Origin of the sequence: Enterobacter cloacae subsp. cloacae ATCC 13047 (assembly GCF_000025565.1) — a bacterium.
Lineage (GTDB): Bacteria > Pseudomonadota > Gammaproteobacteria > Enterobacterales > Enterobacteriaceae > Enterobacter > Enterobacter cloacae.
Map to the genome: position 1 here is coordinate 3,731,033 of NC_014121.1, position 23,997 is coordinate 3,755,029.

The following is a 23,997-nucleotide window of genomic DNA, read 5'->3' on the forward strand; positions in this document are numbered from 1 at the left end:
GGTTGTATGAAGATTCTGCTGACCGGCGGTACAGGCCTGATTGGCCGTCATCTCATTGCGCGCCTGCAGGCGTTACATCACGACATTACCGTGGTAACGCGCAGCCCTGAGAAAGCGCGCCAGGTGCTGGGTGCCGGTATCGACATCTGGAAAAATCTGGCTGACCGGCAGAATCTGGACGGCTTTGACGCCGTCATCAACCTGGCCGGTGAACCCATCGCCGACAAACGCTGGACGGAAGAGCAAAAACAGCTGTTGTGCAGCAGCCGCTGGAACATCACCGAAAAGCTGGTCGAGCTGATCCGTAACAGCCATACCCCGCCATCGGTACTGATTTCCGGTTCTGCGGTAGGCTATTACGGCGATCTCGGTGAGGTGGTCGTGACCGAAGAAGAGCCGCCGCACAACGAGTTTACCCATAAGCTCTGCGCCCAGTGGGAACGTATTGCCTGTGCTGCCCAGAGCGATAATACCCGCGTGTGCCTGCTGCGTACCGGCGTCGTTCTCGCGCCGAAAGGCGGCATTCTGGCGAAAATGCTTCCTCCGTTCCGGCTCGGACTGGGCGGCCCCATCGGTAATGGCCGTCAGTATCTGCCGTGGATCCACATCGACGATATGGTCAACGGTATTCTCTGGCTGCTGGATAACGATCTACGTGGGCCGTTTAATATGGTTGCGCCGTACCCGGTACGTAACGAGCAGTTTGCCCACGCGCTGGGCCATGCTCTGCATCGCCCGGCGATTTTGCGCGTGCCCGCAACGGTGATTCGCCTGATGATGGGTGAAGCGTCCGTGCTGGTGCTGGGCGGGCAGCGTGCGCTACCGAAACGGCTTGAAGCGGCCGGGTTTGCGTTTCGCTGGTATGACTTAGAAGAGGCGTTGAGGGATGTGGTGGGATGAATATGTTACATTTGTACGCCATGTCCCGATGAAATGGCGTAACAATGGCAACCATTACCACACCCCGGCTTCACCTCACCCCTTTCGAACCCACTGACTGGGCCTTCTTCCGCTCGTTGCGGGAAGATCGCAATATCATGCGTTACATGGCCGCCATCGCGCCGGAAAAAGAGACCCGGCGCGTATTTGCTGCGCGCTTAACGGCGGCGCACGTTTTTGTGATTCGTTTTCATGATGATGACACGCCACTGGGCGATATCGGCCTGCAGATCAGCCCGGAGAATCGTGAAGAGGCGGATATTGGCTATACGGTTGTGCCTGCCGCGCAGGGGAAAGGTATCGCCAGTGAGGCGTTGCGCGCGGTATGTGAATATGCGTTTAACCAGACCGGCGTGAAAGCGATTAACGCCTACGTGCTGGCGGACAACGGCGGGTCGGTGCGGGTACTGGAGAAAGCGGGGTTTGTGCGTACGCAGGTGCTGGAGAAGGCGTACGAGATTGACGGCGTACGGTATGACGACTGGGTGTATCGGCTGGAGTGCGGTGCGGTCTGATGCCCTTACCCCGGCCCTCTCCCACAGGAGAGGGAGAAAACCCAGCCTGTAGGCCCGGTAAGCGAAGCGCCACCGGGCGATTGGGCTGCACCGCGGCCCTCTCCCACGGGGAGAGGGAGAAAGGCAAAACCTACTTCAAAGAGCCCTTCAGGAACTGCTGCAAACGCGGGCTTTGCGGATTCGCCAGCACCTCATCCGGATGTCCCTGCTCTTCGATTTTCCCCTGATGCAGGAAGATCACGTGGTTCGAGACGTTGCGGGCAAAGCCCATCTCGTGCGTTACCACAACCATGGTTTTACCCTCTTCCGCAAGCTTTTGCATGATGCGCAGCACTTCGCCAACCAGTTCCGGGTCAAGTGCTGAGGTCGGTTCGTCGAACAGCAATACTTCAGGCTCCATCGCCAGCGCACGGGCGATAGAGACACGCTGCTGCTGACCACCAGAGAGATGCACCGGGTACTTTATCTGCTGTCGCTCATCGATACCCACTTTCGCCAGGTATTTCACCGCGCGCTCACGGGCCTCCTGCTTGCTTAAACCCAGCACCTGAACCGGTGCTTCCATCACGTTCTCCAGCACCGTCATGTGGCTCCAGAGGTTGAAGTGCTGGAAAACCATTGTCAGTCGCGTGCGCAGCAGGCGCAGTTGGTTCTTATCAGCCACCTTCAGCTGGCCGTCTTTATCCCGGGTCAGATTGATATTCTGCCCGCTCACCACAATTGAGCCTTCACTCGGCTTTTCGAGGAAGTTGATGCAGCGCAGGAAGGTACTTTTCCCCGAGCCAGATGATCCGATAATACTGATCACGTCGCCTGCATTTGCCTGCAGCGACACCCCTTTCAGCACTTCATGTTCGCCGTAGCGTTTGTGCAAATCAATTACGTTTAATTTGTTCTCAGCCATCATCATTCTCAGTGCGTCGAAGAGGGTTTTATATGCTGCAACCAGCGCTTTTCTGCCTTACGGAACAGGCTAATCAGGACGTATGAAATAATCAAATAGAGCACTGCCGCAATGCCAAACGCGGTAAACGGCTGATAGGTCGCAGAGTTAATATCGCGGGCGATTTTAAGCAGGTCGGGCACCGTTGCGGTAAAGGCCAGCGCGGTGGAGTGGAGCATTAAAATCACTTCGTTACTGTAGGCTGGCAATGCGATACGTAGCGCCGACGGCAGAATAATGCAGCGGTACAGTTTCACCGACGAGAAGCCGTACGCGCGCGCCGCTTCGATTTCTCCGTAAGGAACGGAGCGGATAGCCCCGGCGAAAATCTCGGTGGTGTAAGCGCAGGTGTTGAGCGTCAACGCCAGCACCGTACAGTTCAGGCCGCTGCGGAAGAAGGCGTTCAGCATCTCGGTGCCTTTCACAATCTCCAGCGTATACATGCCCGAATAGAACACCAGCAGCTGTACGTACAGCGGTGTACCGCGGAATACGTAGGTAAACAGCCAGATCGGGAACTGAATAAATTTATTGTTCGACACGCGGCCAATGGCAAGAAACACAGCCAGAATGCCACCCATCACCACCGAAGAGATCAGCAGCCACAGCGTAATGGCCACGCCGGTGAAGCGATAGCCGTCCGTCCACAGCAGCGATTTCCAGTATTCCTGAATAATCTCAATCACAGGTCAGCCCTCTTCACACCCACGGAGTAGCGACGTTCGAGCAGAAGCAGCACACCATTGGAGACGGTCGTAAAGACCAGATAGATCACGCCACACACCACCGCAAAGTAGAACGGCTCCCAGGTACTTTTACCGGCAAGCTGCGTGGCCTTTACCACATCTTCCAGACCCAGCAGAGAGACCAGCGCCGTGGCCTTGAGGATAACCTGCCAGTTGTTGCCAATGCCCGGAAGCGCGTAGCGCATCATGGCCGGGAACATAATCCGGCGAAACGTCTGGGAGGAGGTAAAACCGTAGGCGGTCGCCGCTTCTATGTGTCCTTTCGGTACCGCCATATAAGCGCCGCGGAAAGTTTCGGTGAAGTACGCGCCGTAGATAAAACCGAGAGTGATAATACCGGCCACCATCGGGTCGATATCGATCTGCCCCATTCCCATGGCGTCCGTCACGCTGTTAAGCGCGATCTGCAGCCCGTAAAAGATAAGCAGCATCAGCACCAGATCGGGAACGCCGCGAATCAGCGTGGTATAACCTTCAAAAATCAGCGCCAGCGGTTTGTTAGCCGAAAGCTTCGCCCCTGCGCCTGCCAGACCTATCAGCACCGCCAGCACCACGGAGCTGATAGCCAGCTCAAGGGTGACAAGCGCGCCCTGTAAAATAACGCCAGAAAATCCGTACAGCATACCGCGAGCCCTGTCGTATCGTGAGTGATGGACCGTGTCTTATCCCCTCCCTGAGCGGGAGGGGCCGCACGTTATTTGACGGGGCGATTAGCCGCCGTAAACATTAAAATCGAAGTACTTTTTCGCCAGTTTGTCGTACGTGCCATCCGCGCGCATTTCAGCAAACGCTTTGTTCAGCGCTTCGCGCAGCTCGTTGTCTTCTTTACGCAGACCCATACCGGTGCCGACACCAAACAACTTCACATCTTTAATGGATGGGCCGCCAAATTTGTAATCTTTACCTACCGGCGTCTTCAGGAAGCCTTCACTCGCGGCGACTTCATCCTGGAAAGCGGCGTCGATACGGCCTGCCGTCAGATCAGCGTAGATATTTTCCTGGCCCTGATAAGAGACGATTTCAATCCCCTTCGGTGCCCAGTGTTCATTACCGTAGGTTTCCTGGGTAGTGCCCTGCAGCACGCCCACGCGTTTGCCCTTCAGTGATTCGAGGGTTGGCTGGATGTCAGACGATTTAGCCACCACCAGACGAGAATCTGCCGCATAGAGTTTGTCGGTGAAGGCAATCTCCTGCTGACGTTTTTCAGTGATGGAAAGTGAGGACATGATAACGTCGATTTTTTTTGCTTTCAGCGAAGGGATCAGCGCATCCAGCGGGTTCTCAACGTAGGTACACTGCGCTTTGATGCGTTTGCACAGCTCATTGGCCAGATCAATGTCAAAACCGACCAGTTCACCCTTCGAATTCTTAGATTCGAACGGGGCATAGGTAGGGTCGGTACCAATACGAATTTTCTGCGGAATTGCTGCGAACGCCGCGGTAGCGCTGGAAAAGGCCAGCACCAGAGATAACGACAACACGAGTTTTTTCATATCTGTCCTCAACAAACTGTCTTCTTACGTGATTTTTACGACGACGGGGTGGTGCTAATGTGCCATCAATCCACGCCATCAGGCAAAGATTAATGCCTTTCAGGCGAGATTTTTTGCATGATAAATGCGTAAGTATGCACACAGCGATCCAATACGGTGCACGAAACGCACCATATTGGATCAATCACACCCGCAGTGCACCAGAATAGTGCACCATCATCGAGTATCAATCACCGTAGACGTTGAAGTCGAAGTATTTCTTCGCCAGTTTGTCGTAGGTACCGTCTTTGCGCAGTTCTGCAAACGCTTTGTCGAAGGCGGCTTTCAGCTCGGTATCATCTTTACGCAGGCCAATACCGGTGCCGTCACCAAAGTATTTTTTGTCTTTCACGGACGGGCCAGCAAAGGCGTAGTCTTTACCTGCCGGCTGTTTCAGGAAGCCTTCACTTGCGGCAACCTCATCCTGGAATGCCGCATCCAGACGACCGGCCGCCAGGTCAGAATAAATCAGATCCTGGTTCTGGTAAGCCACCACGTCAACGCCCTTCTCACGCCAGTTTGCATTGGCATAACCTTCCTGAGTCGACCCCTGCAGCACGCCGACATGCTTGCCTTTCAGGGAGTCAATGGTTGGCTGAATGGGGGAGCCTTTTGCCGCAATCAGACGGGAATCCGCGGCGTAGAGCTTGTCAGAGAAGGCAATCTCCTGTTGACGTTTTTCGGTGATGGAAAGAGAAGAGATAATGGCGTCGATTTTCTTGGCTTTCAGCGACGGAATTAACGCGTCAAAGTCGCTGCCCACCCATGTGCATTTCACCGCAATGCGTTTGCACATCTCATTACCCAGATCGATATCAAACCCTACGAAATCGCCTTTCGCATCCTTGGAAGAGAATGGCGCGTAGGTTGCGTCTGTACCGATACGCACTGTCTGTGGAAGCGCTGCGTAGCTACCTGCGGCTGCACTTAACCCCACCAGCAAAGACAGAGCCAGAACCGTCTTCTTCATACATTTACCCTCAAGTACCGTGATTTTATTATGTATTGTGTTGTGTGTTGTGTGTTGTGTTGCAGGCTTCTCTTGCAGGTCTTATGCCACATTGCCGTCGGGTCAAAACTTCGACGTTAAATATGTTAATAAAACGTTGCGATATTGCCTTAATGGTGAAAGATAGCAGGTCTGCCGAACGAACCGGAAAGAGAAAAAGGGAAAAAACGAATTAAATGTCGAGGATATGATCGCCGTTGCAATTTTGCCCTGAAACAGGGCATCGTCTCTGTTCATGCACGCTGTTTGTGCACAGAATCAGGCGCCCTGCCAGCGGGTGAAGAGGTCTTCGGGCAGGTGGATATCAAACTGATCCAGCACGCGGTTCACTGTCTGATTAATCACGTCATCGAGCGAGGCCGGACGATGATAAAACGCCGGCACCGGCGGCATGATCACCGCGCCCAGTTCAGCGGCCTGGGTCATTAAACGCAGATGCCCCAGATGCAGCGGCGTTTCGCGCACGCAAAGCACCAGAGGACGACGCTCCTTCAGCACCACGTCCGCCGCACGCGTCACCAGCGTGTCGGTATAGCTGTTAACAATGCCGGAGAGGGTCTTTATTGAACAGGGCAATATCACCATGCCCGCGGTTTTAAACGAGCCGGAGGAGATGCTGGCAGCGATATCGCGGGCATCGTGTACCACATCCGCCAGCGCCTGGACATCGCGCAGGGAGAGATCGGTTTCGAGGGAGAGGGTCTGACGCGCAGCCTGGCTCATCACCAGATGGGTTTCGACTTCCGCCACGTCACGCAGCACCTGCAACAGACGCACGCCGTAGATCGCGCCACTGGCGCCGCTAAGCCCAACAATGAGTCGTTTCATGATTTTCGCCCTTACTGATTTCAGGGCAGACTGTGCAGGATTTTGCGGGGAGTTGCAAGTGAGGGCGAAGGCCCTCACCTGCCTGCACAATTAACCTTCGTTGTGCATCTCTAAGCTTTCGAGATCGTTTTGCAGCTGGACGGCTTTCGCATCGTCGTTGCGCAGCGAATCGAGATAGTCCAGATACTGCTGATCAACATCTTTGGTGACGTAAACCCCGTTAAACACGGAACATTCAAACTGCTGAATATCCGGGTTCTCGGCGCGCACCGCGTCGATAAGATCGTTCAGATCCTGGAAAATCAGGCCATCGGCACCGATGATCTGGCGAATCTCGTCCACTTCACGGCCGTGGGCAATCAGCTCGTTCGCGGTAGGCATATCAATGCCATACACGTTCGGGAAGCGAATCTCTGGCGCCGCAGAGGCAAGATATACTTTCTTCGCACCGGCTTCACGCGCCATCTCGATAATCTGCTCTGAGGTGGTGCCACGCACAATGGAGTCATCCACCAGCAGCACGTTCTTGTCGCGGAACTCAGCGCGGTTAGCGTTCAGTTTACGACGCACGGACTTACGGCGCAGCTGCTGACCCGGCATGATAAAGGTACGGCCAACGTAGCGGTTCTTCACGAAGCCCTGACGGTATGGCTTATCCAGAATGCGAGCGATTTCCAGCGCGATATCACAGGACGTTTCCGGGATAGGAATGACCACGTCGATGTCCAGATCGTCCCACTCGCGGGCAATCTTCTCACCCAGCTTGGTTCCCATGTTCACGCGGGCGCTGTAGACGGAGATCTTATCGATAAACGAGTCCGGACGGGCGAAATACACGTATTCGAACAGGCATGGGTTGCTGACCGGGTTGTCTGCACACTGGCGGGTAAACAGCTGGCCCTTCTCAGTGATATAGACCGCTTCGCCAGGGGCTACATCACGCAGGAATTCGAAGCCCAGGGTGTCCAGCGCCACGCTTTCAGAGGCAACCATATATTCGGTACGGCCATCACCCAGGTCACGCTTGCCGAGCACCAGCGGGCGGATACCGTTTGGATCGCGGAAGGCGACCATTCCGTGACCGATAATCATCGCCACGCAGGCGTAGGCACCGCGGATCTGGCGGTTTGTCGCAGCAACGGCGGCAAAGATATTGTCTGCTTCCAGCGGATAGTGGCGGAAGTTATCCAGCTCGCTCGCGAACACGTTGAGCAGGATTTCTGAATCAGAGGTGGTGTTAATGTGGCGACGTTTCTCTTCAAACAGCTTTTTACGCAGCTCATGCGCGTTGGTCAGGTTGCCGTTGTGAGCAAGCGTGATGCCATACGGTGAGTTGACGTAGAAAGGCTGTGCCTCAGAGGCGCTGGAACTGCCAGCAGTAGGATAACGAACGTGACCGATCCCCAAATTACCTTGCAGACGCTGCATATGGCGGGCTTCAAACACATCGTTTACCAGGCCATTCGCCTTACGTAAACGGAAGCAGTTGTTTGCATCAATGGTGATGATACCCGCAGCATCCTGCCCACGGTGCTGAAGCACCGTTAACGCGTCATAAATCGACTGGTTTACCGGCATGAAACCGGCGATACCGACAATACCGCACATTCGTCTTTTCCTCGTTAAGCCACATCTCAGAGCGGGTTACACTCTGGGCAAGAAACTCGACGAGCTTTGCAGATAGTCAAAGAACCACCTGATGATGAAGCTGAACTCTGGAATGAGCTGCGATTTCTGCCAGTCTTCACTTTTGGAGAACCCGGTAAAGGTATCCAGGAAGAACAGTATCGCGGCCACAATCAGCACGCCTCGTAATGCCCCGAAACAGATCCCGAGCACCCTGTCCGTTCCTGACAGACCGGTTTTCTCGACCAGCTGACCTATCACGTAATTTACGATAGCGCCGACAATCAGCGTCGCGATAAACAGCACCGCGATGGCGATTCCATTTCGGACCAGTTCATCTTCAAAGCCCGTGAACCAGACAGACAGGTAAGTGTAGTAATGACTGGCAACAAAGAAAGCACAACCCCAAGTCACCAGCGATAACGCTTCACGAACAAAGCCACGGATCAGGCTAACCAGACAGGAAAAACCAATCACCGCAATGATGGCGTAATCAATCCAGACCATATGTGTCCCACGATTTAACGCCCTGTCATCCAGTTCGGGGCGAATTCTAACAGAAAAAGAAAACGTTTGCGTAGGGATTTCCTTCCCGCGCGTAAATAAAAAAGGCGCTGAAAAAATGTTCAACGCCGTTGGCTTATTACGTCTCTTTGGACGTCTGCCACTCCCCCTCACCCTCTCCCCTTTGAGAAGAGGGCCGGGGTGAGGGGAACCTTATCAATTGGCGCTGTAGTTCATCACCACACCGCTCAGGCCAGAGATCTGCTTCAGCTCACCGAGCGAGCCTTTGAGCTTATCCTTAGACGCTTCTGGCCCCACAAGGATACGGGTGATTTTACCCTGCACCGGCGTGGAAGGTGAAGTGTAAACGCGATAACCCGCACTGCGCAGCTTACCCACTACCTCATTGACCTTATCGGCATTTTTCAGCGCACCCAACTGCACAACGTAGGCTTTCCCCGTCGGTGCAGCCTCTTGCTGGGCCGGTTTTGCCGCAGGCGGCGTCTCTGAAGCCGCGGCCAGCTGTTCTGCTGCTTTATCCCGCTGCGGTTTCGGCTGTGTTTTTTCCACCGGCTTCGGTTTTTCAACCGGCTTCGGCTGCTCTACCGGCACCGGATCGATTTCGATGTTGTTATTCGCCGCCAGACGAGACGGATCGAGGGACGGCGCGGCCGCATCCCCGGCACGCACTTCTTCAGCCGCCCCTTCCGGCGGCTGAGCAGGCAGCGCCTGGGTCGCCGCAGGCAGCATATCCGGTTCGTCGCGATCGCCCGGCTTCGGCACCAGCGGAATGGCTGCAAATTCATCCTGGTAATGCTTTTTCTGCCCGTCGAGCAGACCCGGGAGGATAATCACCCCGAGCGCGACCAGCACAATGGTTCCTGTTAAACGGTTCTGAAACTTACTCGCCACCGGTTCTCCCCGCGTCCATCACTTCCATGACATGTGCCACCGTGTGGAACGAACCACACACCAGCACGGTATCTTCTGGTTTAGCATCCGCCATCGCGGCTTGCCATGCCTGAGCCACGCTATTGTAGATTGCGCCTTTGCCGAGATGTTCCAGTAACTGCTCGGCCGTCGCACCGCGCGGCCCCTCCAGAGGAGCACAATACCAGCTATCGACCACACTCTCCATGCAGGCCAGCGTACCGCCGATATCTTTATCATGAAGCATACCGATAACCGCCAGCACGCGCCCGGTTTTTGGTAACGATTTGAGACGCGCGGCGAGATACGCCGCAGCATGCGGGTTATGTGCGACATCCAGTATCAGCCGCGGAGCGTCGCTGACAATCTGAAAACGCCCGGGCAGAATCGCATTCTGAATACCGTCGCGGATGGCCTGTTCGCTCACCGCCAGCCCACTTGCGCGCAGTGCCGCCAGGGCGGTGGCGGCATTAGGTTGCGGTACCTGCGGCAGGGGCAGATTCTCCAGCGTTCCCTGCGCATCGCGATAGCGCCAGCCGTTGTTCTGAACCTCATACTGCCAGTCCACACCCCGGCGCAGCAGGTGAGCGCCCTTCTCTTTCGCCACGTCGGCAATGGTGTGTGGCATATCCGGCTCGCCAACCACCGCGGGCTTATTCGTGCGGAAAATACCGGCCTTCTCACGGCCAATACTTTCGCGATCGGGGCCCAGCCAGTCGGTATGATCCAGGGCAATACTGGTGACCACCGCCACATCGGCATCCACCATATTGGTGGCATCCAGACGCCCGCCGAGGCCCACTTCCAGAATCACCACGTCCAGTTGCGCCTGTTTAAACAGCCACAGTGCCGACAGGGTGCCGTATTCGAAATAGGTTAATGAGATCTCACCGCGCGCCGCTTCAATTTCCGCGAACGACGCCGTATGCGCAGACTCTGGCAGTTCGCTGTTTTGCACGCGAACCCGCTCGGTATAACGTACCAGGTGCGGAGAGCTGTAGACACCAACCTTGTAACCGGCAGCCATCAGGACAGCTTCCAGCGTACGGCAGGTGGTGCCTTTACCGTTGGTTCCGGCGACGGTAAAAACAAACGGCGCAGGTTTCAGCACATCGAGACGCGCAGCAACCTGGCTTACGCGTTCAAGCCCCATATCAATGGTTTTACTGTGCAGGTTTTCCAGATAAGAAAGCCACGTGGCCAGGGGCGACGTGGCTTGGGGAATGCTTTTATTTTCCATGATGCCCGGTTGTCATTAACAGTTTATAAAGCAAAAGGGCAGCGCCAACCGGCCCTGCCCTTTTCAGTTATCAGGCCTCGGGTTCCTGATCCGGTACTACCACACCTTCGCGCGGCTCATCCGGGTTCGGCGCCGGCAGATTCATCAGCTTCGCCAGGATGCTCGCCAGTTTCAGGCGCATTTCCGGGCGGCGGACGATCATGTCAATCGCGCCTTTCTCAATGAGGAACTCACTGCGCTGGAAGCCCGGCGGCAGTTTTTCACGTACGGTCTGCTCGATAACGCGAGGACCAGCAAAGCCGATCAGCGCTTTTGGCTCAGCGATGTTCAGATCGCCCAGCATCGCAAAGCTTGCAGAAACGCCACCCATGGTTGGGTCGGTCAGTACAGAGATGTACGGCAGACCGCGCTCCTGCATTTTAGCCAGCGCAGCAGAGGTTTTCGCCATCTGCATCAGCGACATCAGCGCTTCCTGCATACGTGCACCGCCAGAGGCGGAGAAGCAGATCAGCGGGCAGTTGTCTTCCAGCGCCTGCTCAACAGCACGCACAAAGCGCGCACCGACCACGGAACCCATTGAGCCACCCATGAAGGAGAACTCAAACGCGGCGGCCACTACCGGCATCTCGTGCAGGGTGCCTTTCATCACGACCAGCGCGTCTTTCTCGCCGGTCTCTTTCTGTGCAGAGGCCAGACGATCTTTATATTTTTTGGAATCACGGAACTTGAGCACATCTTTTGGCTCAAGCTCGCTACCCAGTTCTACCAGAGAACCTTCGTCCAGCAGGCTGTGCAGGCGATTACGCGCCGTCATGCGCATGTGGTGGTCACACTTCGGACACACCTCAAGATTGCGTTCCAGTTCTGCGCGATACAGAACCTGACCACAGCTATCACACTTCGTCCATACCCCTTCAGGAATGCTCGCTTTACGCGTTGGGGTAATGTTGCTTTTAATTCGTTCAATCCAGCTCATTGATAACCTTTCTGCCTGAACCTGGTCGTATGCCAGTTTTGCTGTAAGAGGCGAATAATGCCATTTTTGCCTCCAACAGACCATGAATGTTGCACATTAAAACATAACAGCCCGAAACTTTGGATAAAAAAGTGGTCGAACCGCCTGCGTGCATTTACTTCGCTTGCTTTGCTGCCGCGCGCTTGTGACGAATGATTTCGATAACACCCGGTAAAACAGAAAGCACAATAATCGCTACAATCAGTAACTTAAGGTTTTCCTGAACTACAGGGAGATCGCCAAACAGGTAGCCTGCATAGGTAAAGAGCAGCACCCACAGCAGCGCGCCAATGACGTTGTATGCCGCAAAATGACGATAGGACATGTGCCCCATTCCCGCCACAAATGGCGCAAATGTACGCACAATAGGCACAAAACGCGCAAGGATAATGGTTTTTCCACCGTGGCGCTCATAAAACGCGTGGGTTTTATCTAAATAGCTACGACGGAAAATTTTTGAGTCCGGATTGCTGAATAAGCGCTCACCGAAGACCCGTCCAATGGTGTAGTTGACCGCGTCACCGACAATTGCGGCGATCACCATCAGCACCACCATTATGTGCACATTCAAATCGTTGCCAGGCAGCGCAGATAACGCCCCCGCGACGAACAGCAGCGAATCCCCCGGCAGAAATGGCGTGACTACCAGACCGGTTTCACAGAACAGAATGAGGAACAGAATGGCATACACCCAGACGCCATACTGCGCGACCAACTCCGCCAGGTGAACATCAATATGCAGAATGAAATCAATCAGAAAACGTATTACGTCCATATTGTCTAAGCCTTAATTGCACCTTTGTTTAGTCCGCCAGAAACAGCGGGCCCATTGGCGGTTTTGGCAGGTCAAACCGGTCCGGATAGTCCACCGAGACCAGATACAGCCCTTCCGCTTTCGCCGTTGCTGCCGCAAGCGTTCTGTCCTTCGCTGCCAGCAGTTCTGCAATCCAGCTCTCCGGCTGGTGTCCGGCACCCACTTCCATCAGGCTGCCCACAATATTCCGCACCATATGATGTACAAAGGCATTGGCTTTGATATCCACCACCACATACGCGCCAAAACGGCTGACGTTTATGTGCATGACGTTACGCCACGGCGTGCGGGACTGACACTGCACCGCACGAAACGAGGTAAAGTCATTTTCACCAATCAGACACTGCGCCGCACGATGCATACGTTCTGCATCCAGCGGTTCATAAAAATGCGTCACGCCCTGGCTTAGTACCGCCGGACGAAGACGCTGATTGTAGATGACATAGCGATAACGGCGCGCGGTGGCGCTGAAACGCGCATGAAAATCATCCGGCACAGCTTTCACCCAGCGCACCGCAATGTCACCAGGTAAATTCGCATTTACACCCAACGTCCAGGCAGCGTCCTTGCGCACGGCGGTGGTTTCAAAGTGAACCACCTGCCCCGTTCCGTGGACACCGGCGTCAGTGCGCCCTGCACACAGGACGTTAATCGGTTCGTTCGCCACCTGAGAGAGCGCTTTCTCCAGTTTTTCCTGGACACTGCGCACCTCATTTTGACGCTGCCAGCCATAATATTTACTGCCGTCGTACTCGATACCGAGGGCGACTTTATGAACCGGCTTTTGTTCCACGTCTGACATCAGTACAGATACTCCTGCACCAGTTTTTCAGCGATTTTGACCGCCATCAGCGCGCCGCCGAAGCGCACGTTATCGGCTACGGACCAGAACTGAACCTGCTCCGGCATACCGTAATCATTCCGTACGCAGCCCACCGAGAGGTGTGCGCTGCCGGTGGCATCGCCAACCTGCGTCGGGAATTCACTCTCTTCGGAGAGCACAATGTCTTCACCGCGGCCGAACGCATCACGCGCTTCTTCTGCGGCCAGCGGACGCAGGGCTTCGAAACCTACCATCTGCGCATGACCGTAAAAGACCGGCGACTGAACGACATTTGCGGAGATCATCAGCCCCTCGTCCTGCAGAATTTTGCGCGCTTCGTCGACGATACGGCGCTCTTCGCGCACGGAGCCTTCACGATCCGGCAGCAGCGGCAGCATATTGAATGCCAGCTGACGGCCGAAGAAATCGTCTTCGTCAATCGGGATGCCGTTCAGGAGCTTCGCACTCTGTCCGGCCAGCGCGTCGACGGCCTTTTTGCCTTGCGCAGAAGCGGAAAGCAGGCTGGTCACGGTGATACGCGACAGACCGCCATCGTCGATTAAAGGTTTAAGAGCGGTCAGCAGCTGGCTGGTCAGGCTATTGGGAACCGCAATGATATTGCGGTTACGGTAGTCGGCCAGGACAAACGGGTTCACGTCCGGCACCACCAGCGGGACATCCGGCTCCATCGAGAACAGGCCGCTCAGATCGATCACCAGACAGCCAGAATTCGTCGCGTCTTCAATGTACGACGCGGTGGCTTCAGCACCTGCCGCAAAAAAGGCCAGCTGCGCCTGCGTCCAGTCGAATTCGGCGGCGTCCTGAACCATGACGGATTTGCCGCCAAAACGCAGATGCTCACCGGCGCTGTCAGTGCGCGCCAGTGCATAGATATCACCCACCGGGAACTGACGCTCAGCAAGGGTTTCGAGCAGGGCTTCACCCACGGCACCCGTGGCACCTAAAATGGCAATGTTCCAGCCTTCAGACATGGTGGTTTACTCCAGAAATAAAAAAGCGTCCCTGTCGGAGTATCCAACAGGGAGCGTTAAGAAGACATTAATGCGCCGGGTGATGAACGGCGTTAAAACCCAGTTTATGCAGCAGCGTTGCCGCCGCTGCGTCATCGCACATGACATACAGAGAAGACCATTCACGGCGCTCAACGTAATTCTTGCGCAGCTTGTCAAACTCCCCCGGGATCCCCGCCACTTTACGCAGCAGCGCATCATCGCGGCGCACATCATACACCAAATGAACCAGCCTTTTCAGCGTTGCCTGATCGAGCGGGCCATGCAGGGTAATGCGGCCAAATTCAGGCGCGGGGAGTAAGGTGTCCAGCGCCACCTGCTGCGGACGGCCAATAAAGGCGCTATAGGCCTCAAAGACCTGGGTGGTACCACGGGCCTTTCCTTCGAGTGTATAACCCGCAATATGCGCGGTTGCAACGTCGACCTTGTTCAGCAGCGCAACGTTGAGATCGGGCTCCGGCTCCCAGACGTCCAGCACCACGCTGAGATCCTGCCCCTCTTCCAGACATTTCAGCAGCGCGGCGTTATCGACGACCGGGCCACGACAGGCATTTATCAGAATAGTGCCAGCCTTCAGACGACGGATCAGCGCCTCGTCAGCAAGATGGAGCGTCTTATAGGCCCCCTCTTTGAAGAGGGGCGTATGGAAGGTGATGACGTCACATGCTTCAACCAGCTCATCCAGGGTGCGGAAGTCGCCTTCATCACCGTTGTCTTTACGCGGCGGGTCGCATAGCAGGGTGCGAATGCCTAACGCCTCAAGGCGTTTGTGCAGGCGTCCCCCCACGTTCCCCCCCCCGACAATGCCTACGGTGCGGTCTTTCAGCGCAAAACCGTCGCGCTCTGCCAGCATCAGCAGAGAAGAGAAAACGTATTCCACTACCGCAATGGCGTTACAGCCAGGCGCGGCGGAAAACCCGATCCCCGCCTGCGTAAGCCATTTGTCATCCACATGATCCGTCCCGGCCGTTGCGGTTCCGACGAATTTAATCGCTTTGCCGGAGAGCAACGCCTCATTTACTTTGGTCACCGAGCGCACCATCAGGGCATCGGCATCATCCAGCTCGTTTACCGGAATGGGTCGACCAGGGACAGCCTTAACATTACCAAGGCGGCTAAAGAGCTCGCGGGCGTAAGGCATATTTTCATCAACGAGGATTTTCACGTCTGAGTACCTGTTTGAGAGGAAGAAAACCTGCCAAGTGTGCCATAATCTGGCCGCCAGGCATATATGCATGCCGGGTTTACGCTGAGTTTTGACTTTAAGGATTTTTGACGATGCAGCCTATTTCAGGTACGCCACCACGCCCTCCGGGTGAAGGCCCTGTCACGCCAAACGTTGCAGGTGAACAACCGCTTTCCACGCAACAGCGCACCGTGCTGGAGCGCCTGATCACGCGCCTGACCGCGCTCACTTCACAGCAAAATGCGGAAGTCTGGGCCGGGGTAAAGCATGATTTAGGCGTCCGGAACGATGCACCGTTGCAGTCGCGCCACTTCCCTGCGGCCGAGCAAAATCTGAATCAGCGTATTACCGCCGCACAGCAAAATCACACCACTCGCCAGATAGTTGCACAACTGACCGAGCTGTTGAGCCAGGGCAACAACCGTCAGGCAGTCAGTGATTTCATTCGCCAGCAGTTTGGCCAGACCGCCCTGAGCCAGCTAACGCCAGAGCAGCTGAAAACCGTGCTGACGCTGCTGCAAACCAATCAGCTGACCATCCCGCAACCGCAACAGCGTCCGTCAACCGAGCGTCCGCTGCTGCCTGCTGAACACAATACGTTGAACCAGATGGTGACCAGGCTGGCCGCCGCCACCGGCGAGTCAACGAAGCTTATATGGCAGTCGATGCTCGAGCTTTCCGGCGTGAAGGCGGGTGAGCTGATCCCGGCCAAACAGTTTACGCATCTGGTCACCTGGCTACAGGCTCGCCAGACGCTGAGCACCCAAAGTACCCCTACCCTGCATACGCTACAGGCGGCACTGAAGCAGCCGCTGGAGCCGCATGAATTTGAGGTGATTAGGGATTACGCCCAGCAGACCTGGCAGGCCACGCCGCAAACGGTACTGACCACCGCGCAGGTGCAAGATTTGCTGAATCAGATCTTTATTCGCCGCGCCGAGCGCGAAGGCGGCGTGCCGGAAGTCAGGGATATTCAACCGATCTATAGCCCGCTGTTTGCGCCGGTGGTGGAGACCTTCAGAACCCTCTCTGCGCGTCCGGGATTACTGTTTATTGCGTTACTGATTGCGCTGGCAATTTTCTGGCTGGTTGCCTGATGTTTTGCCCGGTGGCGCTGCGCTTACCGGGCCTACAACGACCCGAACGGTAGGCCGGGTAAGGCGAAGCCGCCACCCGGCAACAACGGCTCAAGACCTGCGAAACGCCACCAGCGTCACCACAATCCCCACCACCGCTGAAACCGCACCTGCCAGGAAGACGGACGGATAACCAAACGACGTGGCCAGGAGCCCCGCCAGCGGTCCGGTGACACCGTATGAGATGTCCTGAAACGCCGCATAACCGCCCAACGCCGTACCGCGCACCTGTGGCGCGACGCGTTTTACCACCTCAACCCCCAGCGCCGGGAAGATCAGGGAACAGCCACAGCCGGTCAGTGCCGCTCCGAGAAGGGCAACGGAGGCCACAGGGGCATACCACAGCAGCAGCAAACCGAGGGTCTCAATCACCAGCGACGCCACGGCCACCTTCACGCCACCAAAGCGATCCGGCATCCAGCCGAACAGCACGCGCATCAGGACAAACGCGCCACCAAAGGCGGTTAGCGTAAAGCCCGCCATCGCCCAGCCGCGGCTCATAAAGTACAGCGAAACGAATGTCCCAATCACCGCGAAGCCCACACCCTGTAGCGCCAGCCCCAGCCCCGGCTGCCAGATTTGACCTATTACGCTCCACAGGGAAGGACGCTCACCTTTATGGGCAGGTACTTTGCGCACCGAGCCGTTAAATGCCCATGCCAGCAGCGGTAACAGCATGGTGGTGGCCGCCAGCGCGGCAAAACCGAACTGGCTGTGGATCAACAGCCCCAGCGGCGCACCTGCCGCGAGTGCTCCATAGATAGCCATACCGTTCCAGGACATCACCTTGCCCGAGCGCGCAGGGCCTACCAGCCCCATTCCCCAGGTCAGGGTGCCGGTCAGCAGCTGGCTTTCACCAAAGCCGAGAATCAAACGTCCCACCACCAGCAGGGCAAATTTATACGCCGCGTCGACCGGCAGAAGCGCGGCAAGCAGCCACGCTGCGCCCGCCAGCCCGCAGGCAAACATGCCCTGCAGCGCTGAGCGTTTGGCACCGTGCTGGTCCGCCAGACGCCCGGCGTAGCCGCGGGTTAATACGGTAGCTAAAAACTGAATACCCACGGCGATGCCAACCAGGGTATTGCCGTAGCCCAGCTCCTGGTGAACAAACAGCGGGATAACAGGCAGCGGCAGGCCAACGGTCATGTAGGTCAGAAATACCGCAAAGGCGATACGGAAAAGGGAAAGGTTCCCGGAAGGGGTACTCTTCTCAGGGATAACGGCCTTCATGCGTAACTCCGTGTTCAGGCATAAAAAAAAGGGAGCCTCGCGGCTCCCTTCTACTATACCTTCAAACGCTTACGCTTTCAGCTTGCGCATCACCAGCGTGGCGTTGGTGCCGCCAAAACCGAAGCTGTTGGACATTACGGTCGTCAGCTCACGTTCGGTGGTTTCGGTCACGATGTTCAGGCCCGCTGCCTGCTCGTCCATCTCTTCGATGTTGATGCTTGGCGCGATAAAGCCATTTTCCAGCATCAGCAGAGAGTAGATTGCTTCCTGCACGCCAGCTGCACCCAGAGAGTGACCGGTCATGGCTTTGGTCGCGGAGATTGCCGGGCTGTTGTCGCCGAAGACTTCACGGATCGCACCCAGTTCTTTCACATCGCCTACCGGCGTAGAAGTCCCGTGGGAGTTCAGGTAGTCGATTGGGGTATCAACGCCGTGCATCGCCATCTTCATGCAGCGCACCGCACCTTCGCCGGATGGAGCAACCATGTCAGCGCCGTCAGACGTTGCACCGTAGCCCACGATCTCAGCGTAGATGTGCGCGCCACGTGCCAGAGCGTGTTCCAGCTCTTCAACCACAACCATACCGCCGCCGCCTGCGATAACAAAACCGTCACGGTGCGCATCATAGGTACGGGATGCTTTAGCCGGAGTTTCATTGTATTTGGTAGACAGGGCACCCATCGCGTCGAATTCACAGGCCATTTCCCAGCCCAGCTCTTCACCGCCGCCAGCAAATACGATGTCCTGTTTACCCAGTTGGATCTGCTCAACAGCATTACCGATGCAGTGTGCGGACGTCGCACATGCAGAGCTGATGGAGTAGTTTACACCGTGAATTTTGAATGGGGTTGCCAGGCACGCGGAAACCGCAGAACCCATGGCTTTGGTTACCACGTACGGACCTACTGCTTTCAGACCACGCGGGCTACGCATGGCGTCAGCACCGAATACCTGCGCTTTGGATGAACCACCGGAACCGGCAATCAGACCTACGCGCGGGTTGTTCTGGTAAACCTCTTCGCTCAGGCCCGAATCTTTGATCGCTTCCTGCATGGAGAGATAAGCATAAATAGAGGCATCGTTCATGAAACGAACCACTTTACGGTCAATCAAACCGGTGGTGTCCAGTTTGACGTTACCCCATACGTGGCTACGCATACCTGAATCTTTAAACTCTTCAGAGAAAGTGATCCCGGAGCGTCCTTCACGCAGAGATGCCAGGACTTCCTGCTGGTTATTACCGATGCTGGAAACAATGCCCAGGCCAGTAATCACTGCACGTTTCATTCAATACCTCTGTAAGTCGCACTATAGTAAGTTTCGAGTCGCACAATAGCGTACACTTGTACGCCGAACAAGTCCGATCAGACATTTTCTGCGGAAATTTGCACCGATGGACTCACATCGTTAAGATCGTGCCACTGCCTGTCAGACGAGTAACTTACGTGAAACAAAACGCTATACAACCCGCCAACCTCGAATTCAACGCTGAGGGTACACCTGTTTCCCGAGATTTTGATGACGTCTATTTTTCTAATGATAACGGACTGGAAGAAACCCGCTATGTTTTCCTCGACGGAAATCAGCTCAGCGCACGCTTTCCCGCCCATCCGCGCAGTCTGTTTGTCGTCGCAGAGAGCGGTTTCGGTACCGGCCTGAATTTTTTGACCCTCTGGCAGGCTTTCGACCAGTTTCACGCTGCCCATCCTGAGGCTACGCTACAAAGATTACATTTCATCAGTTTCGAAAAATTTCCACTCACCGCGCACGACCTGCACCTGGCGCACCAGCGCTGGCCGGAGCTTGCCCCGTGGGCTGAACAGCTTCAGGCGCAGTGGCCGCCCGCCATCGGCGGTTGCCATCGTCTGCTGCTGGACGGTGGACGCGTCACGCTGGACTTATGGCTCGGCGATATCAACGAACTGACCGATAAGCTTGATGATTCGATGAACCAGAAGGTGGACGCGTGGTTCCTTGACGGGTTTGCGCCAGCCAAAAACCCGGAGATGTGGAGTCAGCATCTGTTTAGCGCCATGGCGCGTCTGGCGCGGCCTGGCGCAACGCTCGCGACCTTTACCTCGGCGGGGTTTGTCCGCCGCGGCTTACAGGAAGCAGGCTTTACGATGCGAAAAACCAAAGGGTTTGGCCGCAAGCGCGACATGCTGGTCGGGACGATGGAGCAGACGCTGGCGATCCCCGCCCGGGCGCCCTGGTTTGCACGCCGCGCCAGCGCCTCCCGTGAGGTGGCGATAATCGGCGGAGGGATTGCCAGCGCCCTGCTTTCGCTCGCGCTTTTACACCGTGGCTGGCAGGTGACGCTCTACTGTGCTGACCCGGCTCCGGCAAACGGCGCCTCCGGCAACCGTCAGGGAGCCCTTTATCCGCTTTTAAGCGCGCACGACCCGGCGCTGTTCCAGTTTTTCCCCGCGGCCTTTACCTTTGCCCGTCGCGTATACGACACCCTTCCGGTGGCGTTCGACCATGACTGGTGCGGCGTGACGCAGCTCGGCTGGGATGAAAAGAGCCAGCAAAAAATCGCGCAGATGCTGTCGCTGGGCCTGCCGGAAGAGATTGCCCGCGCGGTAAGTGCGAAAACGGTGACAGACACCACCGGCGTTGAGACGGGCTGCGGCGGTATTCAGTATCCGCTCGGCGGCTGGCTGTGCCCTGCCGAACTGACCACTGCGGCGATTACCCTGGCACAGTCACGCGGGCTGACGGTGCATTATGCTCATAAGGTTGCATCGCTTAGCCTGACAGCCCACTGGACCCTGTGCTTTGCCGATGGCAAAGAGGCCACGCATGCCAGCGTTGTGCTGGCAAACGGACATCACATCAATCAGTTTGTCCAGACAGAGACATTGCCCGTTTATCCGGTTGGCGGCCAGGTGAGCCATATTCCGACCGCGCCTGCACTGAGCCAACTGCGCCAGGTGCTGTGCTATGACGGCTACCTGACGCCGCAAAATCCGTCTAACGCTCATCACTGCATTGGTGCCAGTTACCATCGCGGTGAAACAGACACGCATTACCGCGAGGAAGATCAGCAGCAGAACCGCCAGCGCCTGATTGACTGCTTCCCGGACGCGGCGTGGGCGAGAGAGGTTGACGTCAGCGGGGGCGAAGCGCGCTGCGGCGTACGCTGTGCCACCCGCGATCATCTGCCCATGGCGGGAAATGTACCGGACTATGAGGCAACGCTTGAGGCGTATCAGGATCTGGCTGAACACAAGGAGACGGCTGTGGTCTCACCGGTTCATCCGGAGCTGTTTATGCTGGGCGGGCTGGGCTCGCGCGGGTTGTGTTCTGCACCGCTGCTGGCTGAAGCGTTAGCGGCGCAAATGAGCGATGAGCCCATTCCGCTGGACAGCACCACGCTCGCAGGGCTGAATCCGAATCGTTTGTGGGTGCGGAAATTGCTGAAGGGGAAGCAGGTTAAATAGGGTGCCCTCTCCCACCGGGAGAGGGAGGTGAAACGCTTACTTCGCTTTCGCCTGCTGGAACAGGTTGTCCCACATACCCAGCACCAGAGACTGGTCGCGGGGAGAAAGCTCGCCCGCCTGGATGGCTTTTTCCAGGCTGCGGCTCACTTCATCATGAATGGCCTCGGCAGAGTGATCGTCCCCAGCTTCCAGCTCGGCAACGGCCAGCGTCAGGTGACCACGCAGATAACCGCTGGCGAACAGCTCATCATCACTGGCGTGTTCCACCATGTCATCAATTAACGCCAGAATGCGTGATTCAAATTCTGCGATCATCTTCTTTCCTCTGTTAAAGATCTTCCGGCCACGGGAAGCATTCCGCCGTGATCTCCGGCGTATGGTAATAATTCTGTAAAGCCTTGATCAGGCGTGCCGGGCGTTCCGGGATGCCTTTCTCAAGATACTCCATCACCTGCGCATGTACGCGGCGCTGGAAGAGAATACGGTCTGGCTCGAAATCCCCTTCGAGATTGTCACAGCTGACGTTGAACGGGAAACCCGCCGCCACGCAGAACAGCCACTCCAGCGCCTGCGGTTTGACTTCCACATCTTCAAACTGACCCTGCGTGGCCGCGTCACGTCCGTCCGGACAGTACCAGTAACCAAAGTCCACCAGCTCGCGACGCGCTTTTCCCGCAATGCACCAGTGTGAAATCTCATGCAGGCCACTGGCGTAAAAACCATGCGCAAACACGATGCGGTTATAGGGCACCTCTGCATCAGCAGGAAGATAGATCGGTTCGTCGTCGCCTTTAATCAGACGGGTATTAAAATCATCAGCAAAACAGCCGTCAAAAATCTCAATCAGCTGTTCATAGTTATGCGTACTGTTCATGCGTTCATCCCCAGCCAGGTGAGGATCTCCTGTCCATGGCTGTCATAAAGAAGCTTGGCGCTCATCACCGCCGAGACGATGACGATCATCGGGCGAATCAGCTTCTGTCCTTTGCTTAATACCAGACGCGAGCCCGCGCGCGCGCCTAAAAACTGCCCCGCCATCATCACAAACCCGGTTGCCCAGATAACCTTGCCGCCGATGATAAACAGCAGCAGACCGCCGACGTTCGAGGTGGCATTCAGCACTTTAGCGTGGGCGGTAGATTTGGCGAGGTTAAATCCGGCCAGCGTGACAAACGCCAGGGCATAGAACGACCCGGCGCCTGGGCCAAAGAAGCCATCGTAAAACCCGACGCAGCCGCCTGCGATAAGCGCGAACGGCAGACCATGCAGTCGACGCTGCCTGTCCTCTTCACCAAGCTTAGGCATCAGCAGAAAGTAGAGGCCAATACAGATGACCAGCACCGGCAGGATCTGACGCAGAATGTCAGACTGTACGTGCTGAACCAACAGCGCACCGGAGGTTGAGCCGATGAAGGTCATCAGAATATTGAGCTTCTGGTCGGCTAGATTGACCACCTTACGGCGAATAAAATAGAGCGACGCGGAAAGGGACCCGCCGCAGGCCTGAAGCTTGTTGGTGGCAAGCGCCTGAGCCGGGCTCATGCCCGCCGCCAGCAGCGCCGGAACGGTAAGCAATCCGCCACCGCCCGCGAGGGCATCGATAAAACCGGCCAGCATTGCCACAAAGAACAGCACCACCAGCAGCAGCGGTGACACCATAAACAGGTCGACGAAATTATCCATTAAAGTACATGCTCATCCAGTAGCGCCTGGCAGGAAGGCGGCAACGGAGGCGATGTCTTCTTCTCAGGCTTAGAGGTTCCAGGTTTTGCCGGTTCAAACCAGCTTTGCAGTTCCGCACCGCAGCCATCGCCTGGCGGTGGTAGCGGCTGATCTTCACATTCCAGACTGTTTGCCGGGCAGCGCAGACGTACGTGCATATGCGCACGATGCTGGAACCACGGACGCACTTTGCGCAGCCAGTCGCGATCGGTTCCCTCATCCAGGCAGAGCTGCTGCTTGATGGCCGGGTTAACGAAGATCCGCGTGACCTCGTTGTCCTTCGCTGCCAGCTTAATCAGGCTGAAAACATCCGGTGTCCACAGCGACGGCACAACGCTTTTGCCGTCGCGCGCCACCAGATCCAGCGCCTGCGGCTTCAGCAGTTGGGCCGAGGTCCAGCGCGTTTTAGGCAACTGCAGGAAAATATCCACATCCAGCCCGGTCTGGTGACTGGCGTGCCCACCGTTGAAACGACCGCCAGCAGGCATACCCATATCGCCAATCAGCATCGTACCCAGCCCCAGGTTATGCACCTGGTTGCCCAGACGCTGGATAAACAGCACCAGATCCGGGTGGCCGAAGTAACGACGCTGGTCGGTACGCATCACCTGATAAGTATCCGACTGCAGAGGAAGTTCCTGCGCACCAACGATACAGCCATTGGAGAACGCACCAATCGACTGCGCGCTTCCCGCCACCGGGTGAGTGATTTTTTGCCATGGCGTGGCGGCCAGACTGGCCCCACTGGCGAGTAGCGCCAGCAGAGCAATTGCGGTTTTTTTCAT

The 23,997-nt window shown here is 56.4% G+C and carries 25 protein-coding genes; 4 read left to right on the top strand and 21 right to left on the bottom strand.

What is annotated here, in order from left to right; genetic code table 11:
- Positions 1–6 precede the first annotated feature (6 nt).
- Together ECL_RS18130 and ECL_RS18135 are read left to right on the top strand one after the other, a co-directional pair.
- A complete protein-coding gene (locus tag ECL_RS18130) occupies positions 7–900 on the top strand; it encodes a TIGR01777 family oxidoreductase (RefSeq protein ID WP_013098128.1) in 894 nt (297 codons plus the stop codon).
- 44 nt (positions 901–944) lie between these two features.
- The gene (locus ECL_RS18135) at positions 945–1,454 is read left to right on the top strand and encodes a GNAT family N-acetyltransferase (RefSeq protein ID WP_013098129.1); all 510 of its coding nucleotides are present in this window, start codon (positions 945–947) and stop codon (positions 1,452–1,454) included.
- Positions 1,455–1,584: 130 nt separating this feature from the next.
- Here ECL_RS18135 and hisP read toward each other — a convergent pair whose 3' ends face one another.
- The 15 genes from hisP to pdxB all read right to left on the bottom strand — a co-directional run bounded on the left by hisP (position 1,585) and on the right by pdxB (position 15,660).
- Entirely contained in the window at positions 1,585–2,358 is a 774-nt protein-coding gene (hisP, locus tag ECL_RS18140) for a histidine ABC transporter ATP-binding protein HisP (RefSeq protein ID WP_020690627.1), read from the bottom strand.
- A gap of 8 nt (positions 2,359–2,366) precedes the next feature.
- Positions 2,367–3,083 carry an ABC transporter permease gene (locus ECL_RS18145; RefSeq protein WP_008502590.1) on the bottom strand — a complete coding sequence of 239 codons (717 nt, stop codon included), beginning with the start codon at positions 3,081–3,083 and terminating at the stop codon, positions 2,367–2,369.
- Positions 3,080–3,766, bottom strand: a complete 687-nt coding sequence (locus tag ECL_RS18150) for a histidine ABC transporter permease HisQ (RefSeq protein ID WP_013098131.1) — start codon at positions 3,764–3,766, stop codon at positions 3,080–3,082. The genes ECL_RS18145 and ECL_RS18150 overlap by 4 nt, the downstream gene beginning before the upstream one ends.
- A gap of 87 nt (positions 3,767–3,853) precedes the next feature.
- A complete protein-coding gene (gene hisJ, locus ECL_RS18155) occupies positions 3,854–4,636 on the bottom strand; it encodes a histidine ABC transporter substrate-binding protein HisJ (protein ID WP_008502592.1) in 783 nt (260 codons plus the stop codon).
- Between the two features lie 226 nt (positions 4,637–4,862).
- Entirely contained in the window at positions 4,863–5,645 is a 783-nt protein-coding gene (argT, locus tag ECL_RS18160; protein WP_013098132.1) for a lysine/arginine/ornithine ABC transporter substrate-binding protein ArgT, read from the bottom strand.
- 297 nt (positions 5,646–5,942) lie between these two features.
- On the bottom strand, positions 5,943–6,512 hold the full coding sequence (locus tag ECL_RS18165; protein ID WP_013098133.1) for a UbiX family flavin prenyltransferase: 570 nt from the start codon (positions 6,510–6,512) through the stop codon (positions 5,943–5,945).
- A gap of 90 nt (positions 6,513–6,602) precedes the next feature.
- Entirely contained in the window at positions 6,603–8,120 is a 1,518-nt protein-coding gene (gene purF / locus ECL_RS18170; RefSeq protein WP_013098134.1) for an amidophosphoribosyltransferase, read from the bottom strand.
- 36 nt (positions 8,121–8,156) lie between these two features.
- Positions 8,157–8,645, bottom strand: a complete 489-nt coding sequence (gene cvpA / locus ECL_RS18175) for a colicin V production protein (protein ID WP_013098135.1) — start codon at positions 8,643–8,645, stop codon at positions 8,157–8,159.
- 213 nt (positions 8,646–8,858) lie between these two features.
- A complete protein-coding gene (gene dedD / locus ECL_RS18180) occupies positions 8,859–9,554 on the bottom strand; it encodes a cell division protein DedD (protein ID WP_014832787.1) in 696 nt (231 codons plus the stop codon).
- A complete protein-coding gene (gene folC / locus ECL_RS18185) occupies positions 9,544–10,812 on the bottom strand; it encodes a bifunctional tetrahydrofolate synthase/dihydrofolate synthase (RefSeq protein ID WP_013098137.1) in 1,269 nt (422 codons plus the stop codon). The genes dedD and folC overlap by 11 nt, the downstream gene beginning before the upstream one ends.
- A 70-nt stretch (positions 10,813–10,882) precedes the next feature.
- Positions 10,883–11,788 (bottom strand): acetyl-CoA carboxylase, carboxyltransferase subunit beta, encoded by a 906-nt coding sequence (gene accD, locus ECL_RS18190; protein WP_013098138.1) that lies wholly within the window; start codon positions 11,786–11,788, stop codon positions 10,883–10,885.
- 154 nt (positions 11,789–11,942) lie between these two features.
- Positions 11,943–12,602, bottom strand: coding sequence for a DedA family protein (locus ECL_RS18195; protein WP_013098139.1), 660 nt, complete (start codon positions 12,600–12,602; stop codon positions 11,943–11,945).
- Positions 12,603–12,630: 28 nt separating this feature from the next.
- On the bottom strand, positions 12,631–13,443 hold the full coding sequence (gene truA / locus ECL_RS18200) for a tRNA pseudouridine(38-40) synthase TruA (RefSeq protein WP_013098140.1): 813 nt from the start codon (positions 13,441–13,443) through the stop codon (positions 12,631–12,633).
- Positions 13,443–14,456, bottom strand: coding sequence for an aspartate-semialdehyde dehydrogenase (locus ECL_RS18205; RefSeq protein ID WP_013098141.1), 1,014 nt, complete (start codon positions 14,454–14,456; stop codon positions 13,443–13,445). Before ECL_RS18205 ends, truA begins: the two co-directional genes overlap by 1 nt.
- A 67-nt stretch (positions 14,457–14,523) precedes the next feature.
- On the bottom strand, positions 14,524–15,660 hold the full coding sequence (pdxB, locus tag ECL_RS18210; protein ID WP_013098142.1) for a 4-phosphoerythronate dehydrogenase PdxB: 1,137 nt from the start codon (positions 15,658–15,660) through the stop codon (positions 14,524–14,526).
- 113 nt (positions 15,661–15,773) lie between these two features.
- On the opposite strand from pdxB, the gene flk reads away from it, so the two are divergent.
- The gene (gene flk, locus ECL_RS18215; protein ID WP_013098143.1) at positions 15,774–16,778 is read left to right on the top strand and encodes a flagella biosynthesis regulator Flk; all 1,005 of its coding nucleotides are present in this window, start codon (positions 15,774–15,776) and stop codon (positions 16,776–16,778) included.
- A gap of 90 nt (positions 16,779–16,868) precedes the next feature.
- Here flk and ECL_RS18220 read toward each other — a convergent pair whose 3' ends face one another.
- Together ECL_RS18220 and fabB are read right to left on the bottom strand one after the other, a co-directional pair.
- Positions 16,869–18,047, bottom strand: coding sequence for an MFS transporter (locus tag ECL_RS18220; RefSeq protein ID WP_013098144.1), 1,179 nt, complete (start codon positions 18,045–18,047; stop codon positions 16,869–16,871).
- A gap of 69 nt (positions 18,048–18,116) precedes the next feature.
- Entirely contained in the window at positions 18,117–19,334 is a 1,218-nt protein-coding gene (gene fabB, locus ECL_RS18225) for a beta-ketoacyl-ACP synthase I (protein ID WP_013098145.1), read from the bottom strand.
- A 158-nt stretch (positions 19,335–19,492) separates the two neighbouring features.
- On the opposite strand from fabB, the gene mnmC reads away from it, so the two are divergent.
- Positions 19,493–21,490, top strand: coding sequence for a bifunctional tRNA (5-methylaminomethyl-2-thiouridine)(34)-methyltransferase MnmC2/FAD-dependent 5-carboxymethylaminomethyl-2-thiouridine(34) oxidoreductase MnmC1 (mnmC, locus tag ECL_RS18230; RefSeq protein ID WP_013098146.1), 1,998 nt, complete (start codon positions 19,493–19,495; stop codon positions 21,488–21,490).
- Between the two features lie 36 nt (positions 21,491–21,526).
- On the opposite strand, the gene ECL_RS18235 is transcribed toward mnmC, so the two are convergent.
- The 4 genes from ECL_RS18235 to mepA are packed head-to-tail and all read right to left on the bottom strand — an operon-like array spanning position 21,527 to position 23,997.
- The gene (locus tag ECL_RS18235) at positions 21,527–21,805 is read right to left on the bottom strand and encodes a YfcL family protein (RefSeq protein WP_013098147.1); all 279 of its coding nucleotides are present in this window, start codon (positions 21,803–21,805) and stop codon (positions 21,527–21,529) included.
- Positions 21,806–21,818: 13 nt separating this feature from the next.
- Complete coding sequence (locus ECL_RS18240; protein ID WP_013098148.1) at positions 21,819–22,364, bottom strand: elongation factor P hydroxylase; 546 nt, start codon at positions 22,362–22,364, stop codon at positions 21,819–21,821.
- On the bottom strand, positions 22,361–23,173 hold the full coding sequence (locus tag ECL_RS18245) for a sulfite exporter TauE/SafE family protein (RefSeq protein ID WP_013098149.1): 813 nt from the start codon (positions 23,171–23,173) through the stop codon (positions 22,361–22,363). Before ECL_RS18245 ends, ECL_RS18240 begins: the two co-directional genes overlap by 4 nt.
- Positions 23,173–23,997, bottom strand: a complete 825-nt coding sequence (mepA, locus tag ECL_RS18250) for a penicillin-insensitive murein endopeptidase (RefSeq protein WP_013098150.1) — start codon at positions 23,995–23,997, stop codon at positions 23,173–23,175. The genes ECL_RS18245 and mepA overlap by 1 nt, the downstream gene beginning before the upstream one ends.

What these genes read in the sequence shown, in the direction of transcription:
- ECL_RS18245 (WP_013098149.1), bottom strand. Translation starts at nt 23,173, where the DNA reads ATGGATAATTTCGTCGACCTGTTTATGGTGTCACCGCTGCTGCTGGTG.
- mepA (WP_013098150.1), bottom strand. Translation starts at nt 23,997, where the DNA reads ATGAAAAAAACCGCAATTGCTCTGCTGGCGCTACTCGCCAGTGGGGCC.
- ECL_RS18165 (WP_013098133.1), bottom strand. Translation starts at nt 6,512, where the DNA reads ATGAAACGACTCATTGTTGGGCTTAGCGGCGCCAGTGGCGCGATCTAC.
- ECL_RS18150 (WP_013098131.1), bottom strand. Translation starts at nt 3,766, where the DNA reads ATGCTGTACGGATTTTCTGGCGTTATTTTACAGGGCGCGCTTGTCACC.
- folC (WP_013098137.1), bottom strand. Translation starts at nt 10,812, where the DNA reads ATGGAAAATAAAAGCATTCCCCAAGCCACGTCGCCCCTGGCCACGTGG.
- ECL_RS18195 (WP_013098139.1), bottom strand. Translation starts at nt 12,602, where the DNA reads ATGGACGTAATACGTTTTCTGATTGATTTCATTCTGCATATTGATGTT.
- purF (WP_013098134.1), bottom strand. Translation starts at nt 8,120, where the DNA reads ATGTGCGGTATTGTCGGTATCGCCGGTTTCATGCCGGTAAACCAGTCG.
- ECL_RS18240 (WP_013098148.1), bottom strand. Translation starts at nt 22,364, where the DNA reads ATGAACAGTACGCATAACTATGAACAGCTGATTGAGATTTTTGACGGC.
- hisP (WP_020690627.1), bottom strand. Translation starts at nt 2,358, where the DNA reads ATGGCTGAGAACAAATTAAACGTAATTGATTTGCACAAACGCTACGGC.
- truA (WP_013098140.1), bottom strand. Translation starts at nt 13,443, where the DNA reads ATGTCAGACGTGGAACAAAAGCCGGTTCATAAAGTCGCCCTCGGTATC.
- flk (WP_013098143.1), top strand. Translation starts at nt 15,774, where the DNA reads ATGCAGCCTATTTCAGGTACGCCACCACGCCCTCCGGGTGAAGGCCCT.
- cvpA (WP_013098135.1), bottom strand. Translation starts at nt 8,645, where the DNA reads ATGGTCTGGATTGATTACGCCATCATTGCGGTGATTGGTTTTTCCTGT.
- ECL_RS18235 (WP_013098147.1), bottom strand. Translation starts at nt 21,805, where the DNA reads ATGATCGCAGAATTTGAATCACGCATTCTGGCGTTAATTGATGACATG.
- hisJ (WP_008502592.1), bottom strand. Translation starts at nt 4,636, where the DNA reads ATGAAAAAACTCGTGTTGTCGTTATCTCTGGTGCTGGCCTTTTCCAGC.
- accD (WP_013098138.1), bottom strand. Translation starts at nt 11,788, where the DNA reads ATGAGCTGGATTGAACGAATTAAAAGCAACATTACCCCAACGCGTAAA.
- ECL_RS18205 (WP_013098141.1), bottom strand. Translation starts at nt 14,456, where the DNA reads ATGTCTGAAGGCTGGAACATTGCCATTTTAGGTGCCACGGGTGCCGTG.
- fabB (WP_013098145.1), bottom strand. Translation starts at nt 19,334, where the DNA reads ATGAAACGTGCAGTGATTACTGGCCTGGGCATTGTTTCCAGCATCGGT.
- ECL_RS18220 (WP_013098144.1), bottom strand. Translation starts at nt 18,047, where the DNA reads ATGAAGGCCGTTATCCCTGAGAAGAGTACCCCTTCCGGGAACCTTTCC.
- argT (WP_013098132.1), bottom strand. Translation starts at nt 5,645, where the DNA reads ATGAAGAAGACGGTTCTGGCTCTGTCTTTGCTGGTGGGGTTAAGTGCA.
- ECL_RS18135 (WP_013098129.1), top strand. Translation starts at nt 945, where the DNA reads ATGGCAACCATTACCACACCCCGGCTTCACCTCACCCCTTTCGAACCC.
- ECL_RS18130 (WP_013098128.1), top strand. Translation starts at nt 7, where the DNA reads ATGAAGATTCTGCTGACCGGCGGTACAGGCCTGATTGGCCGTCATCTC.